General features: G+C 42.3%; 21 protein-coding genes. 7 read left to right on the forward strand and 14 right to left on the reverse strand.

All coding sequences use genetic code 11. The features are described 5' to 3' along the window. The first annotated feature begins 99 nt into the window (after positions 1 to 99). Positions 100 to 3168 (forward strand): TonB-dependent receptor, encoded by a 3069-nt coding sequence (locus tag MHN30_RS09660; protein WP_222240473.1) that lies wholly within the window; start codon positions 100 to 102, stop codon positions 3166 to 3168. A gap of 723 nt (positions 3169 to 3891) precedes the next feature. Here MHN30_RS09660 and MHN30_RS09665 read toward each other — a convergent pair. The 6 genes from MHN30_RS09665 to seqA all read right to left on the reverse strand — a co-directional run bounded on the left by MHN30_RS09665 (position 3892) and on the right by seqA (position 11335). Next, positions 3892 to 5463: a dihydrolipoyllysine-residue acetyltransferase gene (locus MHN30_RS09665; RefSeq protein WP_239359376.1), complete on the reverse strand. Its 1572-nt coding sequence runs from the start codon at positions 5461 to 5463 to the stop codon at positions 3892 to 3894. Positions 5464 to 5472: 9 nt separating this feature from the next. Further along, positions 5473 to 6450 carry an alpha-ketoacid dehydrogenase subunit beta gene (locus MHN30_RS09670; RefSeq protein WP_010604720.1) on the reverse strand — a complete coding sequence of 326 codons (978 nt, stop codon included), beginning with the start codon at positions 6448 to 6450 and terminating at the stop codon, positions 5473 to 5475. Then, positions 6450 to 7667: a thiamine pyrophosphate-dependent dehydrogenase E1 component subunit alpha gene (locus tag MHN30_RS09675; RefSeq protein ID WP_039495931.1), complete on the reverse strand. Its 1218-nt coding sequence runs from the start codon at positions 7665 to 7667 to the stop codon at positions 6450 to 6452. Before MHN30_RS09675 ends, MHN30_RS09670 begins: the two co-directional genes overlap by 1 nt. A 351-nt stretch (positions 7668 to 8018) precedes the next feature. Next, a complete protein-coding gene (gene astE, locus MHN30_RS09680; RefSeq protein WP_239359378.1) occupies positions 8019 to 9053 on the reverse strand; it encodes a succinylglutamate desuccinylase in 1035 nt (344 codons plus the stop codon). Between the two features lie 82 nt (positions 9054 to 9135). Continuing rightward, positions 9136 to 10773, reverse strand: coding sequence for a phosphoglucomutase (alpha-D-glucose-1,6-bisphosphate-dependent) (pgm, locus tag MHN30_RS09685; protein WP_239359382.1), 1638 nt, complete (start codon positions 10771 to 10773; stop codon positions 9136 to 9138). A gap of 13 nt (positions 10774 to 10786) precedes the next feature. Continuing rightward, the gene (gene seqA / locus MHN30_RS09690; protein WP_222240481.1) at positions 10787 to 11335 is read right to left on the reverse strand and encodes a replication initiation negative regulator SeqA; all 549 of its coding nucleotides are present in this window, start codon (positions 11333 to 11335) and stop codon (positions 10787 to 10789) included. Positions 11336 to 11471: 136 nt separating this feature from the next. On the opposite strand from seqA, the gene MHN30_RS09695 reads away from it, so the two are divergent. The 5 genes from MHN30_RS09695 (at position 11472) to fur (ending at position 13918) form a co-directional block, all read left to right on the forward strand. After that, positions 11472 to 12239: an alpha/beta fold hydrolase gene (locus MHN30_RS09695; protein ID WP_239359383.1), complete on the forward strand. Its 768-nt coding sequence runs from the start codon at positions 11472 to 11474 to the stop codon at positions 12237 to 12239. An 87-nt stretch (positions 12240 to 12326) separates the two neighbouring features. After that, the gene (locus MHN30_RS09700) at positions 12327 to 12548 is read left to right on the forward strand and encodes a DUF2788 domain-containing protein (RefSeq protein WP_010372701.1); all 222 of its coding nucleotides are present in this window, start codon (positions 12327 to 12329) and stop codon (positions 12546 to 12548) included. Then, positions 12548 to 12826, forward strand: a complete 279-nt coding sequence (gene ybfE / locus MHN30_RS09705) for a LexA regulated protein (protein WP_010372698.1) — start codon at positions 12548 to 12550, stop codon at positions 12824 to 12826. Before MHN30_RS09700 ends, ybfE begins: the two co-directional genes overlap by 1 nt. A gap of 14 nt (positions 12827 to 12840) precedes the next feature. Beyond that, positions 12841 to 13368, forward strand: coding sequence for a flavodoxin FldA (gene fldA, locus MHN30_RS09710; protein WP_010604714.1), 528 nt, complete (start codon positions 12841 to 12843; stop codon positions 13366 to 13368). Between the two features lie 103 nt (positions 13369 to 13471). After that, positions 13472 to 13918 carry a ferric iron uptake transcriptional regulator gene (fur, locus tag MHN30_RS09715; protein ID WP_010372691.1) on the forward strand — a complete coding sequence of 149 codons (447 nt, stop codon included), beginning with the start codon at positions 13472 to 13474 and terminating at the stop codon, positions 13916 to 13918. A gap of 90 nt (positions 13919 to 14008) precedes the next feature. On the opposite strand, the gene MHN30_RS09720 is transcribed toward fur, so the two are convergent. The 8 genes from MHN30_RS09720 to glnS form a co-directional block, all read right to left on the reverse strand. Further along, entirely contained in the window at positions 14009 to 14638 is a 630-nt protein-coding gene (locus MHN30_RS09720) for a glutathione S-transferase family protein (protein ID WP_222240485.1), read from the reverse strand. Positions 14639 to 14692: 54 nt separating this feature from the next. Beyond that, positions 14693 to 15046: a DUF1428 domain-containing protein gene (locus MHN30_RS09725; RefSeq protein WP_239359384.1), complete on the reverse strand. Its 354-nt coding sequence runs from the start codon at positions 15044 to 15046 to the stop codon at positions 14693 to 14695. A gap of 14 nt (positions 15047 to 15060) precedes the next feature. Further along, positions 15061 to 15450 carry a YciI family protein gene (locus MHN30_RS09730; protein ID WP_045988513.1) on the reverse strand — a complete coding sequence of 130 codons (390 nt, stop codon included), beginning with the start codon at positions 15448 to 15450 and terminating at the stop codon, positions 15061 to 15063. 285 nt (positions 15451 to 15735) lie between these two features. Further along, on the reverse strand, positions 15736 to 16581 hold the full coding sequence (locus MHN30_RS09735; protein WP_239359386.1) for a YciI family protein: 846 nt from the start codon (positions 16579 to 16581) through the stop codon (positions 15736 to 15738). 131 nt (positions 16582 to 16712) lie between these two features. Further along, entirely contained in the window at positions 16713 to 17987 is a 1275-nt protein-coding gene (locus tag MHN30_RS09740; protein WP_239359387.1) for an RNA polymerase sigma factor, read from the reverse strand. A 143-nt stretch (positions 17988 to 18130) separates the two neighbouring features. Next, a complete protein-coding gene (locus MHN30_RS09745; RefSeq protein ID WP_130126367.1) occupies positions 18131 to 18604 on the reverse strand; it encodes a DUF1203 domain-containing protein in 474 nt (157 codons plus the stop codon). Between the two features lie 76 nt (positions 18605 to 18680). Next, the gene (locus tag MHN30_RS09750) at positions 18681 to 20507 is read right to left on the reverse strand and encodes a serine/threonine protein kinase (RefSeq protein ID WP_239359388.1); all 1827 of its coding nucleotides are present in this window, start codon (positions 20505 to 20507) and stop codon (positions 18681 to 18683) included. Between the two features lie 56 nt (positions 20508 to 20563). Continuing rightward, entirely contained in the window at positions 20564 to 22228 is a 1665-nt protein-coding gene (gene glnS, locus MHN30_RS09755) for a glutamine--tRNA ligase (protein ID WP_130164115.1), read from the reverse strand. Positions 22229 to 22476: 248 nt separating this feature from the next. On the opposite strand from glnS, the gene MHN30_RS09760 reads away from it, so the two are divergent. Then, positions 22477 to 23547, forward strand: coding sequence for a DUF3083 family protein (locus MHN30_RS09760; protein ID WP_045990056.1), 1071 nt, complete (start codon positions 22477 to 22479; stop codon positions 23545 to 23547). Positions 23548 to 23578: the final 31 nt, after the last annotated feature.

Raw genomic sequence — 23578 nt, forward strand, 5'->3', positions numbered from 1 at the left:
TTTGAAAAAGTAAATTATCAATTGGGTGTGTAAATTTGTAATTAATCTAAATATAGTCGCTATTGCATACATAGATATGCTAAAAAAATAGGAATAATTATGAAAATCAATACACTCTCATCGTCGATCAAAGCGGCTTTAGCCGTAAGTGCGACAATCGCAGCGGTATCTCCAGCAGTATACGCAGAAGAACAAGACGCAAATCAAGCTGTAGAAAATCGCTTAGTTGAGCGCATAGAAGTAACAGGTTCACGTATTTCTCGAGTTGATCTAGAGTCAACACAACCTATAGAAACAATTGACTCTGAATATATAAGTAAACGAGGTACAACTAACTTAGCATCAGTGTTAGAGGAAGTCCCAGGTATCGCGCTTGCAGCGACAGCAAACCTTTCAAATAACGAAGAAGCCGCTTCCCAAGGGGTTGGTCAAAGTACCGTTAATTTGTACGGACTGGGTTCTCAACGTACCTTATCTCTAGTTAATGGTTCACGTTTTGTTTCAAGTAACTCACCTGTAGGTGGCGGTAGTGCACCAGGTAGTCAGGTAGATATAAACAATATCCCGGTTTCTCTTATTGAGCGAGTAGAAGTAGTTAAAGTGGGTGGTGCACCGGTTTATGGCGCCGATGCGGTTGCAGGTGTTGTAAACTTTATCTTAAAGACTGACTATGAAGGTGCCGAGTTTTCAGCTGACGTAACGAATTATGATGAAGCGGGTAAGTACGATAAGTCATTCCGCGGTTTATTTGGCGGAAACTTCAATGAAGATAAAGGCAACTTAGTTTTTAGTTTTGAATACCAAGATCAGAAGAGTATCTTAGCATCCGAATTACCATCATGGGTTGATCAATGGAGTGGTTATACGCCTTTGGGATCTGACGCGGTAGTTGATGCCGATGGCAACCCTGTTACAGGTCAACGTCGTTTATACCCAAATGGTAGAGCTGGAATTCTATCAAACTCTGGTCTTATCACTCCAGGACCGACAGCGGTAGTTAATGTGGGTTTAGGTGCGTGGCCAGATGGTTCATTTTTACAATTTGACCCAAGTGGTAACGGACAATTAATCCCGTTCAACACAGGAACACCTACAGGTAATGCTGTTTGGTCTTCTGGTGGTGACGGCTTAGATCTTGCTGAATCTAACACTGCTCGAGAAGGTTTTGAGCGTTACAACTTTACTATATCAGGTAATTATAAGCTTACAGATGATGTCAACATGTCTGTACTAGGTTTCTTTAACTCATCAGATGCGGTAAATGAAGGCTACCAGCCAAACAAATATAGTTCTGGTCTATTCAGTGGTCTTGGTGCCGCACTTAAATTCGACACTGACTATGTTTACTTACCAAGTGAAACAAGGAATCGCCTTGAGAACTACCTTGGTGGTCCAGGTGAGTTTTATATGCATAAAGCTTGGACTTCATTGGGTAAACGTAAGATTACCAATGAATCTGATGTAAGAAGTATAAAAATTGGCTTTGATGGTTATTTTGAACTGGGGGAAAACGAATGGAAATGGGATGTTTTCTATCAACAGGGTGTAAGCAAAATATTCTCTCAAGACTTTAACATCAACGAAAATCGCTTCTTAGCGGCTATCGATGTAGGTTTCAACAATGGCGCTATTGACTGTAAAGCCAACTATGTTGACGGCTATCACGACAAATATACGACTAGCGGTTTTGGTGTAACAGAAACCCAATCAGTACTGGGTGAAGTTGGCAAGTGCGTTGCGTACAACCCATTTGGTCCTGCTTCTCAAGAAGTTCTTGATTATATCACCTACCCTGCAATGGGTTATTCACGTGTTGAACAAGATATCCTTCAAGCGTTCACCACAGGTGATATTATCGAATTACCTGCAGGTTATTTAGCTGCAGCATTTGGTTACGAAAGACGTACAGAAAAAGCAAGCTTTAGTGAAGATGGCACAAATGTGTTAAACAGTGGTTTGGCTAATGCATCTACTTCAGGTTCGTATACTACACAAGATTTATTTGCAGAAATCAGTCTACCGCTAGTTTCAAGTGACATGGATATTCCACTTGTAAATACGCTGAGCGTTGACGCTTCATTCCGTAGAATTGACAATGATGCAGCGGGTAAAGACAATGTTTGGGCTGTAGGTCTAAATTACCAACCAATCAGTGACCTAATGGTTAGAGCTAACTATTCAGAAACCGTTAGAGCACCGTCTGTTACCGAACTATTTTTACCAGTAATTCAAGACTCTCAATTCGGCACAGATCCATGTGATATCAATAATATAGATAAAGGTCCAAGCCCAGCGACAAGAAGAGCTAACTGTGAAGCTGCTGGTGTACCAGATGGTTATAAGGCGGTATCAGGAAATGCGTCAAGGGTTGGTACAACTGGCGGTAATGTAAATCTTGAAAGCGAAAAAGCAGAAGGTTTAAACATTGGACTTGTTTATGCTCCAGAGTGGTTTGAAGGCTTCAGCTTTAAAATTGATTATATAAAGATCGATATTGAAGACGCGATTGTTGACTTTACTCTAACTGACATCTTAAATGCATGTTACGACTCTACTAATTACCCGAATGAGTTCTGTGGTAAATTTAGACGAGGCACAGATTTCCAGATCCCTGCTGATAAAGCGTTTGAATCTGGTTATGTAAATGCTGCACTTCAAGAGTTCGAGACATATGAATATGAGGTCATGTTCAAGCGTCCATTGCACCAATATCCGCTTATTGGTGGATTACTACCTGAAAACTCTGGTGAGTTAGGTATTCGTTCACGTCTATATAACCTTAAAAAGGACGCTGAATCTAATACCGGCTTCGACTTCGAAGACAATACAGGTGAATACACCAACCCAGATTGGCGTGGTGATTTAAGATTTGACTATACTCTCGAAGACATTAACGTGTATTTTGATGTTGAGTACTACGGTGAAGGTAATCGCAACAACGACTCTACTAATTTCTATGATTATATCGATCAAAACGGTAATCCGTATAACAAGATCGAATCACAGACTTTATATACTTTAGGTGGTTCATATTACCTGAATGATAATGCCGTTGTGCGTTTCCGAGTGGATAATCTATTCGATTGGTACCCAAGTGTTCGTGAGCTATCAGTTGCTAGATACACTTATGGCCGCGTATTCAGCGCTGGTTTCACGTACAAGTTTTAAAATTTCTTAGTGCGTTATAAATCTAGATGCCATTTCATGAGTGAAATGGCATCTTTTTAAGGCTTCTTTTTGCTCCCATGAACAGAGATCTTAACAGTACAACTTAATACTTGCTCAATTTGAAGGAGCAAATCTGACGCTAACTGCGTTAAAAGTTTCTCATTTAGAACAACTAAATAGCAAAATTTTCGCCTTCCCACAGGATGTAGGTACCTTGGCGTAAGCAGGATGCGGAAGCGGTGTTATTAACAAGATCCTCTCGCCTAAAAATAGAGCACTTAGTTAAGCGCATTGGTATAAGACTTCCAGCTACACACCTACTACACCCAAAGTACAATTCCAACGAAGTATATGGGAAGTAATTCACATTCACTAATCAAATTGAACTACGTAAGATTTAGGGTTAAATATATAACTTGCAGGTATTTGGAGTTATGCAACCTTGTAAAGAATTGTCTCGCACATCAGAGATGGTGTGCCAATCAATCCAAGTAATTCAATCAGTGAAACTTACCTAGTTTTAAAGCCTTATAATTGATTGAATGGCTATTTTTATCGGCCAAATCATGTTCAGCTATTGCATTGACACAATTTCAGCATAACTTTCACAGTAATTTCCAATTAAAAAATTTGAATATTACCGCTTACTACTGTTAAATTTTTACAAATAAAAAAGGGCCGTAAAGGCCCTTTACAACAAGTAGAAACTAGCAAAAACAAGGATTAGCGCATTGCCATCATCATTTTAGCGGGTTCCTCTAGGAAGGTTTTCCATAAATTATTGAAGCGTGCAATCGTGCCGCCATCAATAATACGGTGGTCGCCAGACCAACTTACCTGCATGATAGAGCGTGCAACCACATTACCTTGTCCATCGAAGCGTGGTAACTGCTGAACTTTTCCAAGTGCAACGATAGCAACTTCAGGTTTATTGATAATCGGTGTCGCAACAGTACCGCCAATCGCCCCTATGTTTGAGATTGAGATAGTACCGCCTTTCAGTGAATCAGGCGATACACGCCCTTCTCTCGCCGCTTCTGTCAGTTCAGTAACAGATTGGGCAACTTCTACAATCGATTTGCTTTGGCATGATTTAATATTTGGTACAAGAAGACCCAGCTTGCTGTCCACCGCCATACCAATATTGTGGTCATCAAAATAAGTGATTTCCGTACAGTCATCATTTACTTTTGCATTCAAAATTGGGAATTCGTTGATAGCGAGTGACAACGCCTTGATAAAAAATGGCATCATCGTCAGCTTCACGCCTTGTTTGGCATATTGCTCTTTCAAAGCACCACGAAGGGCAATTAAATCGGTTAAGTCAATCTCGTCACAGTAAGTGAAATGTGGGATCGTCGAAACAGAGGCCACCATCTGTTTGGCCATCGCCGCTTTCATACCACGTAGAGGCTCAACTCTTTTACCACCTTCTGAAGTAGGAGCCGACTTTTGCGTTTGAGGCTGTACCGTGGTGCTAGCTTCATTCGTGGTTGAAGCGCCACCTACACCGTGCTCAAGGAAATGTTCGATGTCCTCTTTATAAACGCGACCATTTTTACCAGAGCCAGGCACTTCAGAGAGGTCAACACCAACTTCGCGCGCCTTGCGGCGTACTGCCGGAGAGGCAATTGCTTTACCATTTTTCGGCAAACTGCGCGTAGCATCATCGTTTGCAGTAGCAGCTTGTGCATTACTTTCTTTAGGCTTGTGGACATCAGCGATTGGATCGTCTGATTTTCCGGCGTGAGATGACGCCAACTTCATTTGAAATAGCGGACTATGCACCTGTGCTATCTCACCTTTTTGATAATAGAGTTTTTCAACAATACCATCGTACTTGGCTGGAATTTGCACTAGCGCCTTGTCAGTCATTACATCACAAACGGCCTGATCTTCTTTGATTTCATCACCTTCAGCGACAAGCCATTCAACAATTTCGCACTCAACAATGCCTTCACCAATATCTGGTAAGATAAAGTCTTCTAGTACAGCACTGGTTGAAGTTGTTGGCGAGGATTGAGGTGCTGATTGCTCCGGCTGAGCAGCTTGCTCGCCGGCAACATCCATTGCAAACAAAGGTTCATGCACCTTTGCAATTTCACCTTTTTCGTAATGCAGCTTAGTGATCACACCGTCATGTACTGCGGGGATCTGCACTAGTGCCTTATCCGTCATTACGTCACAAATAGGTTGATCTTCTTTTACTTCGTCACCAACAGCCACCAACCACTCGACGATTTCGCACTCTACGATGCCTTCACCAATATCTGGTAAGATAAATTCTTTAGCCATAACTTATCCTTAAAATTCCATAGAACGTTTGATAGCGGCGAACACTTTAAGTGCATCTGGCACATATTCTTTCTCAAGTGCTAGAGGATATGGCGTGTCTAATCCACAAACTCGCTCAATTGGAGATTCTAAATGCAGGAAACACTCTTTTTGTATGGTTGCTGCAATCTCAGCGCCAAAACCATTCGTGATTGGCGCTTCGTGGCTCACGACCAAACGACCTGTTTTAACCACGGACTTGGCTACCGTGTCCATATCCCAAGGAAGAATGCTTCTTAAGTCGATTATTTCACAGCTAATACCCGCTTCTTCAGCTTTTTGCGCCGCTTGTTCGATGATTTCCATCTGCGCGCCCCAAGCCAATAGCGTTATGTCAGTACCTTCTTTAATCACTTCGGCTTTACCAAGCTCGATGCTGTAATCTTCTTCAGGCACTTCACCAACAGAAGCGCGATATAAGCGCTTAGGTTCAAAGAAAATAACCGGGTTATCGTCTTTAATGGCAGCACGCAGTAGGCCTTTTGCTTGATACGGGTTACGCGGTACTACAATTTTAAGACCAGGTGTATGCGCAAAGTAAGCTTCTGGCGATTGTGAATGATATAGACCACCTGCGATACCACCACCGTATGGCGTACGAATTGTTAAGTTACCCACATCAAACTCATTACCTGAGCGATAACGGAACTTGGCCGACTCGTTCACGATTTGGTCAAATGCCGGGAAGATATAATCCGCAAATTGAATTTCAGCAAGCGCAGGGGCACCAAACGCAGCAAGACCATTGGCAAAACCCAAAATACCTTGTTCAGTCAATGGTGTATTAAAAACACGATGTTTTCCGTATTTTTCTTGAAGGCCTGAAGTTGCACGGAATACACCACCAAAGTAGCCAACATCTTCACCAAAAATACAAGCCTGCGGATGCTCCGCCATCGTGATATCTAGCGCCGAATTAATGGCGTGTAGCATGTTCATTTTAGCCATTATTTAATTCTCCCTGCTGTGACTGGGTATGCGTCTGGATAAGCTTTAATATGCGCTTTCAATTCATCATATTGCTTCTGCAGCGATGGAATTGGCGTGTCATAAACATCTGAGACCAGATCTTCTAATGCAGGCTTTTGTACTTTCTCTGCAACCTTCAATGCAGCCAAGATATCTTCACGGATTTTCTCTTTTTCCGCATCATCTTGGGCTTCATCCAACCAATCTTGTTTTAGAAGCCATTGCTTAAATCGATTTACCGGGCAACTATTTTTAAATTCAGCTTCTTCATCTTTAGTACGGTAACCAGACGGATCATCAGAAGTTGAGTGCGCACCCAATCGGTATGCAATAGATTCAATCATCACAGGCTCACCGTTTTCAACTGCAATTTTACGCGCGGCTTGTGTCGCGGCGTAAACGGCAAGCGCATCGGCACCATCCACACGGATGGTCTTAATACCATAGCCAACACCGCGAGCGGCAATACCATCACCTTTGAACTGTTCATCCGCAGGTGTTGAAATCGCATAACCGTTATTACGTGCATAGAAGATGACTGGTGAACCATGCACTGCTGCCATGTTTAGACCAGCGTGGAAATCACCTTCTGACGCTGCACCTTCACCAAAATAGCAAATCGTGACGTTATCAATTTCAGACGTTAGCTCACCGGTTTCTTTATCAATGTGTTTTAGCTTTTGGCCGTACGCATAGCCCGTTGCTTGAGGAATTTGCGTTCCTAGCGGCGACGAAATAGTCAGGTAATGTAATTCTTTAGAACCATAATGCACAGGCATTTGGCGGCCTTTGCCTAAGTCCTTCTCATTCGAGAATAACTGATTCATGAACTGCTCAAGCGAAAAACCACGATAGTGAATTGCGGCTTGCTCACGGTACTGAGCCATGATCATGTCATCTTCTTTAAGCGCCGCAGCACTTGCCGTAACAGCAGCTTCTTCGCCAAGACATTGCATGTAGAAGCTAATACGTCCTTGACGCTGAGCACCTTGCATACGCTCGTCAAGTAAACGAATAAACCGCATTGTAGAGTAAATTCTTAATGCCGTTTCTTTATCAATATCTGGTGCTGTTGCACCGTCTAAAACATCGCCTTGGTCACTTAAAATCTTTAATGTAGGGATATTGAGTGCATGACCATCTATAAATTCCAGCGCGTGGCTGATATTTAAGGATATATTATTGGGGTTAGTCATAACCTACCTTCTCTTGTTGTCATAACAAACTTACGGAGTTCAAACCCGACTTTCTCATACGAGATCTGGCTTCAGATTGCGTAAGACGAAAAGAGTCTTAACTCACCTCGCATTTATGATTGTGTTAATTGGTCTTGATCACATTTGTGGTTAGTATGAATAACTGGTCTAACAACTTATCAAAGACTGAATAATATTTGCGATTTAAGTAAGTAAATTAAATTAAAGCGTTTCAACTTTACGTTAACGTAAACGGTTATTCAACTAATCCTAGATGAATAACCGTGAAAATGCATCAATGTTTTTGGAAAGATTTTGATACGAAGGAAAGTAGAATTTTACATCTATGATTTATATGAAGTTTTCATCAACCTCTAACGGTACAACGGTTAGTAATGCACGTTGCCCCAAAGCAACATTGGCATTTGGGAAGATAATAGCTTCGCCCTCAACCTCAGCGAAATACTGCTTATCTCCGTCTTTCGCAAGTAATTCACCTTTAGAAAAGCCTGTAAAATTCTCTGCAGAATCAGGGAATGGAAAAGAAAATTCGGCTTGAGTACGATTGATAGTACGATGAACGGTAAATAGCTCGAACTCATCTGCATTAAATTCTTTATATTCTACCTTTTCTTGGCTAATTAATGCTTTTAAAGTTTCCTTGGTTTTTGCAAAGCTCGCCATGTTATTCTCACCAAATGGCTTCACCTGCCCAAGTTCAATAGTGAAAGCATCGGCCCCAAACTGGTAAGAAGAAAAATAACTAAATGTTGTCGCCGCCGAGCGCATCATTAATACGGTATTGACACCGCATGACAATAAAAACTGCAGCTGTGATTTCTTCCACGGCTCACCATGTAAAAATGGATAGACTGCAAACTTCTCGTTTTTAGACCCCCGAATAGCAGTATGAAGGTCATAGTGACAACGATAGCGCTCGTTACCACCCTGTTCAAAAAAGCGCCTAACGTAACCCTCTAATTTTTGTGCTCGGACCTTTTCGGGATTATCTGTTTCTTGATTATGTGCACCGTTAAATAGGCGGTTTAGATTTTCATCGACAAAACGCTGGCCAATATTAATGGATTTCGGGTTGCCAAAAATAAACAACACCCGCTGAGCCAATGTCAATCTGCCAGTAATAATATGTTGGATAAGCTCATCACATATCTCAATTGGCGCGGTTTCATTGCCGTGCACAGCGCTCGATAGCACAATATCTTTCGTTGTTTCACCTGCAGGCGTAAACTGGATCACACCGGTATCATGGACTTCCACCAAGGTACCGTTATCTAAAGTGAAGTTTACGGGTTCAAGTGTAAATTCGTTATTTCTTGTGATAGTAAGAAAGTCACCGCTTTGTTTTAATTCTGCTAAGTACGTCATAATTCCAAATTGATGTTGTTGAATAATCCGCATTGGGATACAAAAAAGCCATACGAGGAGTATGGCTTGTAGAAGCTTTTTGTTAACTAATCACTGAGTCAACCAATGTCTTTGCCTCATGTTCAAGTTCAGCTAAATGCGCTTCACCTTTAAATGATTCAAGATAAATTTTGTAGATATCTTCAGTGCCCGATGGACGCGCCGCAAACCAACCGTTTTCGGTAACGACTTTAAGGCCACCAATAGCCGCGCCGTTACCAGGGGCATTGGTTAATATCTGAGTAATTTTATCACCTGCTAGGCTGTCCGCCTTAATATTGTCCGCGCTTAATGCCTTAAGCTTTGCTTTTTGCTCGGTATTTGCGGGTGCATCGATACGCTTGTATACAGGCGCGCCAAATGCTTGTTCAAAAGCGTGATACTGCTGAGATGGCGATTTACCTGTAACAGCTAGGATCTCAGCGGCAAGTAACCCCATAATAAAACCGTCTTTGTCTGTACACCATGTTGTGCCGTCTTTTCTTAAAAACGCAGCACCAGCACTCTCTTCACCGCCAAATGCGAGCTCTCCAGCTGCTAACCCGTCTACAAACCATTTAAAGCCAACTGGCACTTCGTAAACTTCTCGGCCGTTTGCACCACACACTTTGTCAATCATGGCACTAGATACCAATGTTTTACCGATTTTTACTGAGCTCTTCCAGCCTCGGTGTTTAATGAGGTAGTCAATTGCAACCGCTAAAAAGTGATTAGGATTCATCAGGCCATCAGGTGTGACAATGCCATGTCTGTCGAAGTCTGGGTCATTACCAATACCGATATCGTAGTCATCTTTCAGTGCTATCAAATTAGCCATTGCATAAGGTGATGAACAGTCCATGCGCACCTTGCCGTCTTTATCAAGTGGCATAAAGGCAAAACTTGGGTCGACGACGTCATTTACAACCGTTAACTTTAAGTCGTAGTGTTTGGCGATCACAGGCCAGAAATTAACACCTGAACCACCAAGAGGATCCACACCAATATTAACTCCAGCTCGAGCAATAGCTTCCATATCAATTATATTACCCAAGTCTTGAACGTATGGTGTGAGCAGATCTTCATACTTGATAAATCCAGATCTTCTCGCTTTCGCGAACGGGAATAATTCAACTTCAACCAAATCTTCGAGTAGTAGCTGATTAGCTCTATCTTCAATCCATTTGGTGACATCGGTATCGGCCGGTCCACCATTTGGGGGGTTATATTTGAACCCGCCATCTTCTGGCGGGTTATGTGATGGCGTCACCACAATGCCATCTGCAAGCTCGTGCGGATTGGTTAAATTGTGCGAGACAATCGCATGGCTGATCACAGGGGTTGGTGTGTAGTCATCATTTTGTTGTGTGATAACTTGCACTTCGTTGGCCACCAAGACCTCAATAGCCGAGTTAAAAGCGGCTTCCGACAACGCATGAGTGTCTTTACCAAGAAAAAGCGGACCGTAAATATTGTTGTTTTTACGGTAATCGCAGATCGCTTGAGTGATGGCCAGAATATGCGACTCATTAAACTTAAAATTAAGTGAGCAACCTCGGTGGCCACTTGTGCCAAAGGCGACACAATGCTCTGGATGCGCTTCTAAGTCAGGCTCATTTAAATAGTACGATGAAACCAGCTTAGGTACATTTACCAATAATTCTTTCGATACCTTTTTGCCAGCTTGCGGATGGATCGCCATAAGATTTCCTTACTTATAGGTAGTCTCTAATTTTCTCGGCAGCTTCATCTGTGTAACCTAACACCTTAGCTACTTCATGAAGCATCATTTTCTTTCTAGTCGTATTTGAATTTGTCATCACCCAATATTCGCTGTCTGCGATATTTTTCGGGTTCATACTGCTACCACTTTCGAGTAGTGCATTTTTACTCGTAGCGAAGTAAATTCTATCGCGGCCCTTAATTTCAAGCACACTATTAAATTCGGATTTATGTGTACGATGGAGCGCCGATAAGATAAACAAAAAGCGCCCGACTACACCTTTTTGCATGGCGAGCTCTTCTTTATTTAGAATATTAAAGACATTCGCTGCTGGCTTTACAGGTTGGCTTGGTGTTTTTGTTTGTGACTCAGCTGCAATTTCTTGTACTTGTTTTTCTTCCTGCTGTGCGACGGGTTTAGATTCTGTCCCAGAAGTAAGTTTTAATAAACGACGTAAAATCTCAGAAGCACTTTCTCCAATACTTTGTGTGTTACTTGCAATGTATTGATATAGCTCGTCATCTATTTCTATCTTTTTCATGCGTTTCCTGTCATCTATGCTAATTAGGAGCAACTCATTTCAATTGTCACTTAGTATATCCAAATTTAACTTATTACTCTATGGCTTTGCATTTTTACTCTTCAATGTCACAATTAGCGCCAAATTTGGAGGATTTATGCAGTTAAACTATCAACAAATTGGCGACCAAGCCAAACCTAGTGTATTTGTTATGCACGGACTATTTGGTTCTTTGGAAAATGTAAATGTGGTGGCAAAAGCACTTGCTGAACATTTCAATGTGATTAACGTCGATTTGAGAAACCACGGTCGCTCTTTTCATGATGAGCAAATGTCCTATCCAATAATGGCAAATGACATCAAAGCACTAATGGATGAGTTAAAACTGGAAAAAATACACCTCGTTGGTCACTCGATGGGTGGTAAAGTGGCAATGCAATTCGCCCAGTTATTCCCAGAAAGCATCAACAAACTTGTCGTATTAGATATTGCACCTGTTGATTATCACTCAAGACATGATGCAATAATTGCTGCGCTGAACGAAGTGCAAAAAAGTGATGTTTCAAGTCGTAGTGAAGCAGATACTATCATGTCGCAGTATATTGAAACCGTCGGCGTGCGTCAGTTTTTGCTCAAAAGTTTGGCAAAAAATGAAGAAGGCAAACTTGCTTGGCGTTTCAATTTAGATGTAATTACTGAAAAATACGATACAATCACATCAAATATTAATGAAACTCATTCCTGTTTGTGCAATACTTTGTTCATTAAAGGGAATAATTCTGACTACATCCAACCTGAGCATAGGGATGCCATCGCTCGTTTTTTCCCAAATGCGCGAGCAAAAATAATACAAGGTGCGGGTCACTGGTTACATGCAGAAAAGCCCGAAGCGGTAAATCGCTCAATTATTGATTTTCTTCAATAAAACGAATCGAATTTACCGTTATAAACTTAATTTATGCATTTAGGTTATGTTATAGTAGCCGCCGTTTAAGTATTGAGTAGAGCTCAGATGGTCAGTCAATTTATAAATGAATTTGAAACGCTAGGGCTGTGGTTTGCGCTAGCTGGTATATTCTTTTTCATCGGTATGGCGATTCAGGACGTACTGAAAAAAGGTGACGTGCCAAAGTTCGGACGCTATATCGTTTGGCTGGTGTTGTTTCTAGGTTGCTCTGGATTTATAGCAAAAGGCTTGATCCAAGTGTTTTGGCAAGGCGCAGGTGTTGGATAATGGCCAAGGCTGAAACAGATAGAACGACTATCGACCTATTTGAAAATGAAAAACGTCCCGGACGTCCTAAGACAAATCCACTGCCACGAGAAGTGCAGTTAAAGGTTAACAAGCGCAATCAAATAAAGAGAGATCGTGCTCGTGGCCTAAAAAGGGTAGAATTTAAGGTTTCATCAGAGTTGTATCAAGCGCTAAGTGATATGGCAGAGTCGCAAAACATTAGTCGAAGTGCACTCATCGAGACCATCTTACAAGAAAAGTTAGCGGTTAATAGATAGAAGGTAAGCAATTAATGGCAAGCGTAGGTATTTTTTTCGGCAGTGATACTGGTAATACAGAGCACGTTGCTAAAATGATTCAAAAAGAGCTGGGCAAAAAGCTCGTAGACGTAAAAGATATTGCTAAAAGCAGTAAAGAAGAGATTGCTGAGTTCGATTTACTACTATTCGGCATTCCAACTTGGTATTACGGCGAAGCACAGTGTGATTGGGATGATTTTTTCCCTGAGCTTGAAGAAGTCGATTTTGAAGGCAAGCTAGTTGCAATCTTTGGCTGTGGCGATCAGGAAGATTATGCTGAATACTTCCTCGATGCGATGGGCATGGTTAATGACATTGTTACTGAACGCGGTGCGATTGTAGTTGGTCACTGGTCTACTGACGGTTATGACTTTGAAGCATCAAAAGCTGTGGTTGAAGACGGTAAGTTTGTTGGCCTTGGGATAGACGAAGACCGCCAACCTGAGCTAACAGAGCAACGTGTTAAACAATGGTGCGCACAAGTATATGATGAAATGTGCTTAAGCGAGTTGGAAGATTAATTCCATTTGCTTTGCACTTGCTGCCCGAGCAAGTTATTCTTAGGTATAGCGTCGTGAATATTGACCTAAGACAAATTATAACTAACAGATTGAGACAGATTTAATGACTGATCACAACTTAGAGCTTAAAAAGGCTGGTTTAAAAGTAACGCTTCCACGCATCAAAATTTTAGAGATCCTTCAGTCTCCTGATAATCAACACATCAGCGCAGAAGATGTGTACAAGATCTTATTAGACAAAGGTGAAGAAATTGGCCTAGCTACGGTATATCGCGTACTAAACCAATTTGATGATGCTGGTATTGTAACACGTCACCACTTTGAAGGCGGTAAATCTGTTTTCGAGCTGTCTGGCAGCACGCACCATGATCACTTGGTATGTTTAAAATGTGGCAAAGTTGTCGAATTTGAAGATGACGTTATTGAAACACGCCAAGAAGAAATCGCGAACAGCAATGGCATCAAGCTAACAAATCACTCACTATATCTATACGGTGAGTGTGAAGATAAAGAAGCGTGCAAAAAGTACGCTGAGGAAAATGGTAACTAACCTACCTTTTCGCCAATTTAAGCATTAAGCCAGCAAATTGCTGGCTTTTTTAATTTGCTGCATAAACACCTCCTTCCATTTATATGGTCACTATATCGTAGAGTACAATTCCAGCTGATCTTTGTATGCTTTTTTAAAAGCAGCTCTAGAAACGCAAGTCTCTAGATACTTTCGGCAATAGCTATATTGTTTTAGCCCATCAAACCTATCGACCAAACGAAGTACATCAGCCATCGCGATGTCTGCAACAGAAAATTGCTCAGCCAACCAAGTTTTTCCCCGAAGATATTCATTCATGTGTTTCAAGCGACTATGTAAAAATCGCTCTATCGCTTTGCTGCCATCACTCTCAAAAGTATCTCCAGAAAATTTCAAAATTGTCCATGGAAGAGTTGCCATTTCTACAGAGTTGAGCGCGGCGAATAACCACTGTATTACCGATGACCTATTCTCTGTGGATATTAATTCATCGCTATGTTCAGCGATGTATAACAGACCAGCACCACTTTCGAATATTTCCTTATCTTCATGGCTAAGCCAAGGAACTTGGCCAAATGGTTGATGTAAATAATGCGTATTTTCTCGTTCATTGAAAGCGCTAAGTTCTATATCATAGGGTATGCCCGCCTCTTCTAGCGCCCAGCGCAAGCGAATGTCCCTGACATACCCTCTTGGCAGCTCAGGCACCCAATCAAACGTGGTAATGGTAAAGTTCGGCATATATCAGCTCCATGTCAATTGGACTGATAACTCAGCCCAATTTAATAACTAAGGTTAACACTCTACTATGGTCTTAAAGCCACCATAGATAAGCTTTTTGCCATCAAACGGCATTGGATTAGCTTCTTGATCGCAAATAGGATCTTTAAATACTTCTGCCATTCCAGCATCACGGACTTCTTTTGAAGGCCAAGTGATCCAGGAAAACACCACTGTTTCATCGGGCTTACACTTTACAGCCAGTGGAAAAGAGGTAAGCGTTCCATCAGGAACATCATCCCCCCATGCCTCGACAACGCGTTCTGCCCCAAATTTTTTAAACACTTTTGCCGCTTTACTGGCGTGCGTTTGATATTCTTCGCGCTTATTGGTGGGTACGGCGCATACAAAACCATCAATATAACTCATCTTTGACCCCTCTATTATTCTCGTCTTTGTGCTTCATAGCTGACATTGTTCTCGTCTTGCAACTCGCGAACAGGCCGAATTTCGATGCTGCCATAGCGTGCAGGCGGAATTTTGCTAGCCGCTTGGATGGCCTCATTTAAGTCTTTAACATCGAGTAAATAAAATCCCGCAAGCTGCTCCTTAGTTTCTGCAAACGGGCCATCGGTAATATCAACTTTACCCGCTCGTATCCGTAGTGTTGTCGCACTTTGAGTTGAGAGTAACGCATTACCCCCTATCATTTGCTCGCGCTCTTTTAATGATTCCCCGCACGCGATGCATTCACGGTTAAGTGCATCCCATTCATCTTGTGAGAGCTTTTCCATTGCTTGTTCATCGTAATAAACCAAAGCGACATATTTCATAGTGTGTCCAGCTCCTTATTAATTAGTATCTGAATAGCGAGCGTCTTTTGCTGCTCGCTTTCACTTAGCTATTCCGTGCTCAAAGTTAATTAACCTGAGGTTTGGATAAGGAATGTTCCAACTCATTGTTGCTAAAGCACAACTTAGTTTTTTCCTTGTCTAGCCAGAGAGTTTTAGGGAAAACAAGGCGAATTTACGCACCAATAGCTGGCTATTGGAAGTGAATTCAACGCAGTTAGCGCTAAAACTGGCTGCTAGAAAGGCATTAATTATCCGCAGCTCAGGTTAATTAGTATTACTAGGTAACATCACCATCCACGCAACACCAAATTTATCAACGACTTGACCATAAAGGGGGGACCAAAATGTTTCTTGTAATGGCATTCTGACCGTGCCACCATCGGCTAGAGCATTGAATGCCCGGTGAGCTTCTTGTTCAGAATCAATGGTTATAGACAGGCTAAATCCTGCAAACGGAGCATCATCACCACAGCCGTCAGATGCAAAAATCTTCATATCGCCAATACTAAACTCACAGTGCATTACTTTATCTGAAAAGTTTTCTGGTATCGCACCATCAGGGATAGGATCTGGACTTTCGTTAAAGCGCATAAGCAGACCGACTTTGGCATATAGATGCTGTTGATAGTATTCAAGTGCCTCTTCGGTACGCCCTGCAAAAAACAAATAATTGCAAACATGTGCAGTTTGCATCGCAATCTTTTGTCTTAATTGTTCTTCGTCTTCGAGGATTTCGCCGCTGGGATCGATATCTGCAAAGTCAGCCATTTCATAAAACGGTCTAACTTCAATATCAGATTCCTCATTCATGGGATTAGGACAGCGCTTAACCCATTCTAGCGCCTCTTCCATTGATGTTACTTCCCATACCCAATAACCTGCAATTAACTCATTAGTCTCTGCAAAAGGTCCTTTAGTTACTATGCGCTCTTCGCCTTTAAAACGAACGCGAACTCCCTCTTTACTCGGCTTTAAACCATCACCAGAAGTCATTATTCCAGCATCAACTAATGCATTATTGAATTCTCCCATCGCAGCCATTAATTCCGCGGTTGGTAACTCCCCTGCTTCAGACCCTTCACTCGCTTTTACAATCACCATTACTTTCATCGTCAATTCTCCTGTTGTTAAATAGAGCTGGATAACCAAAGGTTACCTGCGGTGTTAATATATAAAGTGCTCTATACAATCTAGTCGAATGCATTCTCTAGAGATCGACAAAGTAAGGAAAATTTTCTTAATTAATTTTCACCGAGCTTGAGAAGCTTTTGTTTGAGAATTCTTTGCTCTGGTAATTGCGTTGTTAAGTTGAGAGCCGTTTTAAATGCATTAATCGCACTAGCCGTTCTGCCAGCACGAGATAATAGTTCGCCATAAGCCGCATGAGCCAAGTGGTACCTTTGCATTTCTTTGTGCTCAAATAGCCGTTCTATAATGGTAATACCCGCATCTGGGCCGTCTTTCATAGCGATTGCAACCGCTTGGTTGAGCTCAATAACAGGAGACGGGCTTACTTGGTGTAGCTGAGCATATAATTCAACAATCCGTGACCAATCTGTCGCCGCTGCGGTTGTCGCAACTGCATGAGTCGCAGAGATAGCCGCTTGAATGGTGTAAAAGCCATATTCACCGGCGCGCATTATTTCAGCGACCAACTGCGTACCTTCTGCAATCATACCTTTACTCCAAAGGTTTCGGTCTTGATCTTCCAGTAAAATAATGTCGCCACAGGCATTGGTGCGCGCCGCCTTTCTTGCATCATTCAGGAGCATCAGGGCGAGTAACCCCGCCACTTCTGGATCTGGCGTTAGAGAATAAAGTAAACGAGTTAAACGGATGGCCTCCGAAGTCAGCTCACTGCGTATTGCAAGTTCGCCTTGTGTTGCTGAATATCCTTCATTAAAGACCAAATAGATAACTGTCAGCACCGCATCAAGTCGGTTGTTAAAGTCAGTGTCGTCTGGCAGCTCGAACGGAATACGGGCATCACGGATCTTCGCTTTGCCGCGCACAATTCGTTGTGCCATTGTTGTGTTAGACACCAAAAATGCACTGGCAATTTCTTCTGTTGTTAGTCCACAGACCTCCCGCAGAGTAAGCGCAACTTGTACTTTTGGATCAATAGCCGGATGGCAGCAAGTAAAAATTAACCGCAATTGGTCGTCTTCAATTGCATTAGCGCTTTGTTCTTGAGCTTGGCCTGCGATGTCAGAAACCCCCTCCACTTCAGTAGCAGCAACTTCTAGCTTTTCTCTTTGACGTTGCTGTTTACGTATTGCATCAATCGCTTTAAAGCGACCAGTAGAAATTAACCAAGGGACTGGGTTTTCTGGCATGCCTTGAGTAGGCCAATGTTTTAACGCCACATTAAACGCGTCTTGCAATGCTTCTTCCGCTAACTCAAAGTCACCTAGAAGGCGGATCAGTGTGGCGTAAATTTTCCGGCTTTCTTGCTTGTACAGCACTTCTATAGACTTACGAATAGCATTGCTATCGCAAGCAAGTTGATTGCTCATCACTTTCCTTCGTCAACTAGGTTATCGCCATTTGAATTGGTATAGTCACTATTTCATAAATCAGCAAGAGCCTCAACTTGACACCATCACTCTGAAAGACTCAGCAGATTGGTTTTAGCCTGGGCAGATCCACCTTCTTTTTCCTATACTCTGCTCGCGATGCAATTAAAGCAACCGGGGTTTGCATTGTGAATATGCACATATTCGATTTTATGGTCGTCAAATATGGTATGGAGGCAGTCTTTAATTTCCATTCCTTTTACTATTTGCGCCTCAATCATTACACCCAAGCTGTCGTAGGCCCTGATGGACAGTGATCTGGTTTGCAAGATTTCTGGCACTTCATTTACTTTAGGCTCTGCCAGTACTGCATTTTCCCTCACAAAGATAGGCCCAGAAGAGCGATATGGCGATAAAGTAGTATGGTGCTGATAATGTAATAACAACACCACCTCCCCAATCTCGGCTTCTTGTAGGGAAACGCGACAAGGGTAGCCGGGTTTAGCGTCAACGACGAGCTTCTTGGCATGTAATGCCGCTAGCTCTTCATCACTTAAAGAAAATAAATGCTTAAATTGTTTGTAGTCAATCGCGTTAATTTGAAATTGTGTTGTCATGTTTACCACTCCTGCTTTCACTATAATTAGTGTAAAGAACTAGTAGTTAATGACTGGCCAGAAGTGGTACTAACACCTAAGTGTTAACAACAAATGTTTTGGGGTTTTTGGGAAAGAAAAAGTCAGGCTGACGGTCGCATAAAGCAAACTCACGTGTATTTTTATAGGGCAGCTTCATAAACCCTGCTACGCCATAATCTTGAATACTAACCGCATATTGCATGATCCGAGTCAGTAGCGCCTTAAATTGCGCCTCTTTGTTAGCATCAAGTAGCCGGTAGTAATAATGAATTTTCATCCTATCTTGCAACGATTCAAAAATGATGCAACCTGTATGATGGATCTGATTTAACTCGAACACGCATTGAATTATCTGTCTGGGCAGCTGCAGTTGCTCGTCTGGATCTTTGCCGTCTTCAAAGTATGAATGCGGGCGTGTAATTTCATTGCTCGAAATATCGCTAACGCTAAACTCGAGTTCTGGCAGATGGTCAAATTGGAACGCACCGGTGCCATCACGAGTCAATTGAATGGTTTGTCGCGCGTCGAACAAACAGCATTTAAACAAGCCTTTTTGTTTGATCCCCTGCGCAATCATTACGGTGGCATTCAACGCGTCTTTAAATGCAAGGCTTAATGTTTCATCATGTAAAATAAGACTCGACTCAACAAATACTTGCGTGTCTTTCCAGTGAAAACTGAGACCACCAACGACCGGGTATTTTGCCAGTCTGCTGATTGAGGCCAAAAAGGCTTTCTCGGTATCGCCGGTATCAAACAAAAACTCTTTATAGTATCTATCTAATTGCGCGTCGTTTACGTCTCTTAGATTGTGTTTATCGTCAGCACGACGCAAAAACTGCTTGCGTGAGCTGTAGACGACTGTTTCAGGCTTAACTGTGGTTTCGTAAGTCCAAAAAGGAATGCGGGATTTTTTCTCTGACAGTGTTAAATCCGGTAAATACATTTTTGCCATTGCTGGCATATTACGAACAAAGTAATCCCCTGCATTATCCCTCGTTGCTTTGTCTTTGCTAAGCATGCCATCCAGCACCTGCGCAAATACTTTTGGCAGCCCCAAAGCGCTAGCAGGAATGACCTGAGCACCAAAGCGACATGATTGTGCACTAGCCAGTGCATAAATCGTCGATGCAACGCCTTGTTCATCGAAGCGAGGAGAAGATTGTGCACCCGACATTTGCTCATCGCCAATAAAGTACACATCTCCCATCCGAGCGTTAGTCGTACTTACATCAGATGACATCAAATCCATGATATTGCTCGCGATAGGCTCGCCATACACGTCCACCTGAGCATAGACAGAGCTTCCCCAATCAACCAAAGAGAAACCATCGGAAGCTTCATCCCAAACGATATTGGATGGCTTAATATCTCCATGAACGATAGGCTGAGGAGACATGCCATTGCGACGCTCACGCAAATCAACCAACACATTCCTGAGTTTTAGCGCGAGGCTCACCAACTCATGCGCTTTAAAACGGCCCTTTTTGAGTGAAATCTTTTCTAAGTCTTCACCAGGGGCACGCTCCATCATTAAAATGCCTTGCTTTTTTACTCGCTCGAAGGCATAGAAGTTTGGCACCATCGGGTTGTCAATTTGCGACAACATATAGCCTTCATCTTCAAGCCTATCACGCACACTTTGGGCAAGTGTGATCCGAGAAAATTTAAACACCCAGTCTTTCCCCATATCACTTGTACCAGCAAATACGAAGCCAAATGCACCGGAGCCAATTACCTCAACATGTTTATAGCCAAGTTGGCTCAATTGTTTTTTACAGATATTCAGCCATTGACGGTGCTTTTTTGCATCATGATGAGACAGTAAGTAGATGGACTGCTGTTCGTTGATATAGAAGTGTTGGATGGATTTTTCAGACATAATTGTACGCAGAAAAAGCAATAAAAAAGGTCGGCATTAGCCGACCTCATTGGGTATTAACCTTGCTGTTCTATCTTAGCCCACGAATCACGTAGACCAACAGTTTGGTTAAACATTAGCGCTTCTGACTTGTTATCACGACAGAAGTAACCTAAACGCTCAAACTGATAACCTTGTTCAGGTTTAGCGTTTGCAAGCGCTGGCTCAAGTTTGGCATTTGCAATGGTTACCAAAGAGTCTGGGTTTAACACTTCCGTGAAATCTTCAGCAGCCGCTGGGTTTGGCACAGTAAATAGGCGGTCATACTGACGCACTGGCGCTTCAATACAATGTGAAGCAGATACCCAGTGAATTACGCCTTTCACCTTGCGACCATCTTCTGGGTTTTTACCCAAAGTATCAGGGTCGTAACTACAATAGATTGTCGTAATATTACCGTTTTCGTCTTCTTCAATGCGCTCAGCTTTAATCACATAAGCATTACGAAGACGCACTTCTTTACCTAGCACCAAACGCTTGAACTTTTTGTTCGCTTCTACGCGGAAATCTTCTTGTTCAATGTAGACTTCGCGGGTAAACGGTAGCTCACGCTCACCCATGTCTAATGTTGGGTGATTAGGCGCTTGTAGCATTTCAACTTTATCTGCATCAAAGTTTTCAATGATTAGCTTAACAGGGTCAAGTACCGCCATTGCGCGTGGTGCATTTTCGTTTAAGTCGTCACGGATACACGCTTCTAGCATGCCCATTTCAACCATGTTGTCCATTTTGGTTACGCCAATGCGCTTACAAAATTCGCGAATTGCAGCTGGTGTATAACCACGACGACGAAGCCCTGCAATTGTCGGCATGCGCGGGTCATCCCACCCTTCAACATGGTTATTAACAACCAAGTCATTGAGCTTACGCTTCGACATCACCGTGTATTCAAGGTTTAAACGAGAAAACTCGATTTGCTGCGGATGACACTCGATGCTGATGTTATCTAGCACCCAGTCGTACAAACGGCGGTTATCTTGGAACTCTAATGTACAAAGTGAATGCGTGATCCCTTCAAGCGCATCGGAAATACAGTGCGTAAAGTCATACATCGGATAGATGCACCACTTATCACCGGTTTGATGATGGTGTGCAAAACGTACACGATAGATGATAGGGTCGCGAAGCACCATAAATGAGCTTGCCATGTCAATCTTAGCACGAAGAACACATTCCCCTTCTTTAAACTCGCCATTTCTCATTTTTTCGAATAAGGCTAAGTTCTCTTCAGGTGAAGTGTCACGATAAGGGCTATTTTTGCCAGGCTCAGTCAGCGTGCCGCGATATTCACGCGCCTGCTCAGGCGACAAGAAGCAAACGTACGCTTTGCCATTTTCGATTAGCTCAACTGCGTAGCTATAGAGCTTGTCAAAGTAATTTGATGAATAGCAAATTTCGCCATCCCATTCGAACCCTAGCCACTGTACGTCTTGTTGGATCGACTTAACGTAATTGATGTCTTCTTTTTCTGGGTTGGTATCGTCAAAGCGTAAGTTGCACTTACCTTGATAATCTTGGGCAATACCAAAATTTAAGCAAATTGATTTAGCATGGCCAATGTGTAAAAAGCCATTTGGCTCAGGTGGAAAACGTGTGTGCGTGGACGCATGTTTGCCACTGGCAAGATCCGCATCAATAATGTTGCGAATAAAGTTTGATGGGCGATTTTCAGTTTCCGCCATAGGAAATCTTTCCTCTGAATTATGCTCTTAGTTAACCTCGGCATTATTACAAAAACTCAGCCGAACTTACAGCAATTATCTGCGCTGTATCAGGATTTATTCATTTGGTTAAATGTTCATCAGATTTTTGTGACAAATTTTGTTCTAGCGCAATATTTCCGTCACAACTTCATCCTATAGTTGCGCCATCTCAGTGTTTATACCACAAACACTGCTTAAGTCACGTTACCGAGGAAAGGACAAAAGTAATGGCTTCAATGAATTTGAATCGTGTTTATATATCAACTAAGGCTAGGAACAATCACTATATTCTTGCTGAGTTTAAACCGGATGATGCATTCTATGCATGTTTTGACTCCAGCAGCGCGTGTTACGAGCGTTTGTCTCGCCAGCTATTCGCACTGTGTGACGAATATGAGCTGCATAATGTACATGTAATTGCGAACGATAAATTGCCGGTGGTGCGTTACCATGACGAAGCCTATACTATGCAAACAGAAAAGCAGATTTTGTTTTTCTATAATCCTAAGTTCCACGAAGCGCACCAAACTTATCTCAATGACGGATACCAAGCGCGTAAAATCCGCTTATTATTTTTAGCCACGGGTAATGAATTACGCGCCAATGCAGCGACCTTCCACAACAAAGTGAAAAAGGTGCTAGATGCACTTAAAGAAGGCTTTTCTCCGCTAGAACCTCAGTTTAGAGTGCGAGACCACCAACATTTAACCTATGACCTATTTGCTAAAGCGAAAGGTGACAAAGAGTCGTATGGTTATAAGTTGCGTGCACTTTACCCACGTTATCAAGCCAGAAACTGCACGTTACCAGAAGAATATAGTGAAATGACCTACGCGACCTTTAACATTCCAGTGTCACGTGCAATAAAAACAGAGTTCCAAAGCCAAATGCGCCCTAGTGATTACGGACAATTCTATCGCACACTAGAAGACGCATTTCTGTCTTCTTGTGCCGATAAACAGCTCAATATGGTAGCAATGGTAGCCGATGGCCGTCTGCCTATCATCAGAAGCGCCAAACTCGATAAGTCCGATACTAACCGAGAGCTACAAAAGCTGAGTTTTGATACCGGCTCCGGTGACAATCAAATTTACTCGCTATTTAACGAAGCAAACCTAGTGGACACCATTCGCTTTGTGATCGTTGCCAATGACAAAGACAAAAAAGACATGGGCTATGGTCGTTTTATGAATCACGTAGAAACGGCTATTAAACGCTTTGTTGCGCAACTTCCTGTTAATGTTGAAAAGCAAGATGTCAACGTACGCTTCTTCCAGCATATTAGTTACGACTATTAATAGATAAAAGGGAGCATTTTCTATTAGGGTG

Source organism: Pseudoalteromonas sp. OF7H-1 (genome assembly GCF_022347825.1).
Taxonomy (GTDB): domain Bacteria; phylum Pseudomonadota; class Gammaproteobacteria; order Enterobacterales; family Alteromonadaceae; genus Pseudoalteromonas; species Pseudoalteromonas maricaloris.

Bases quoted from the DNA above. Each gene is read 5' to 3' on its own strand.
- MHN30_RS09660 (WP_222240473.1), top strand. From the start codon at position 100: ATGAAAATCAATACACTCTCATCGTCGATCAAAGCGGCTTTAGCCGTA.
- MHN30_RS09665 (WP_239359376.1), bottom strand. From the start codon at position 5,463: ATGGCTAAAGAATTTATCTTACCAGATATTGGTGAAGGCATCGTAGAG.
- MHN30_RS09670 (WP_010604720.1), bottom strand. From the start codon at position 6,450: ATGGCTAAAATGAACATGCTACACGCCATTAATTCGGCGCTAGATATC.
- MHN30_RS09675 (WP_039495931.1), bottom strand. From the start codon at position 7,667: ATGACTAACCCCAATAATATATCCTTAAATATCAGCCACGCGCTGGAA.
- astE (WP_239359378.1), bottom strand. From the start codon at position 9,053: ATGACGTACTTAGCAGAATTAAAACAAAGCGGTGACTTTCTTACTATC.
- pgm (WP_239359382.1), bottom strand. From the start codon at position 10,773: ATGGCGATCCATCCGCAAGCTGGCAAAAAGGTATCGAAAGAATTATTG.
- seqA (WP_222240481.1), bottom strand. From the start codon at position 11,335: ATGAAAAAGATAGAAATAGATGACGAGCTATATCAATACATTGCAAGT.
- MHN30_RS09695 (WP_239359383.1), top strand. From the start codon at position 11,472: ATGCAGTTAAACTATCAACAAATTGGCGACCAAGCCAAACCTAGTGTA.
- MHN30_RS09700 (WP_010372701.1), top strand. From the start codon at position 12,327: ATGGTCAGTCAATTTATAAATGAATTTGAAACGCTAGGGCTGTGGTTT.
- ybfE (WP_010372698.1), top strand. From the start codon at position 12,548: ATGGCCAAGGCTGAAACAGATAGAACGACTATCGACCTATTTGAAAAT.
- fldA (WP_010604714.1), top strand. From the start codon at position 12,841: ATGGCAAGCGTAGGTATTTTTTTCGGCAGTGATACTGGTAATACAGAG.
- fur (WP_010372691.1), top strand. From the start codon at position 13,472: ATGACTGATCACAACTTAGAGCTTAAAAAGGCTGGTTTAAAAGTAACG.
- MHN30_RS09720 (WP_222240485.1), bottom strand. From the start codon at position 14,638: ATGCCGAACTTTACCATTACCACGTTTGATTGGGTGCCTGAGCTGCCA.
- MHN30_RS09725 (WP_239359384.1), bottom strand. From the start codon at position 15,046: ATGAGTTATATTGATGGTTTTGTATGCGCCGTACCCACCAATAAGCGC.
- MHN30_RS09730 (WP_045988513.1), bottom strand. From the start codon at position 15,450: ATGAAATATGTCGCTTTGGTTTATTACGATGAACAAGCAATGGAAAAG.
- MHN30_RS09735 (WP_239359386.1), bottom strand. From the start codon at position 16,581: ATGAAAGTAATGGTGATTGTAAAAGCGAGTGAAGGGTCTGAAGCAGGG.
- MHN30_RS09740 (WP_239359387.1), bottom strand. From the start codon at position 17,987: ATGAGCAATCAACTTGCTTGCGATAGCAATGCTATTCGTAAGTCTATA.
- MHN30_RS09745 (WP_130126367.1), bottom strand. From the start codon at position 18,604: ATGACAACACAATTTCAAATTAACGCGATTGACTACAAACAATTTAAG.
- MHN30_RS09750 (WP_239359388.1), bottom strand. From the start codon at position 20,507: ATGTCTGAAAAATCCATCCAACACTTCTATATCAACGAACAGCAGTCC.
- glnS (WP_130164115.1), bottom strand. From the start codon at position 22,228: ATGGCGGAAACTGAAAATCGCCCATCAAACTTTATTCGCAACATTATT.
- MHN30_RS09760 (WP_045990056.1), top strand. From the start codon at position 22,477: ATGGCTTCAATGAATTTGAATCGTGTTTATATATCAACTAAGGCTAGG.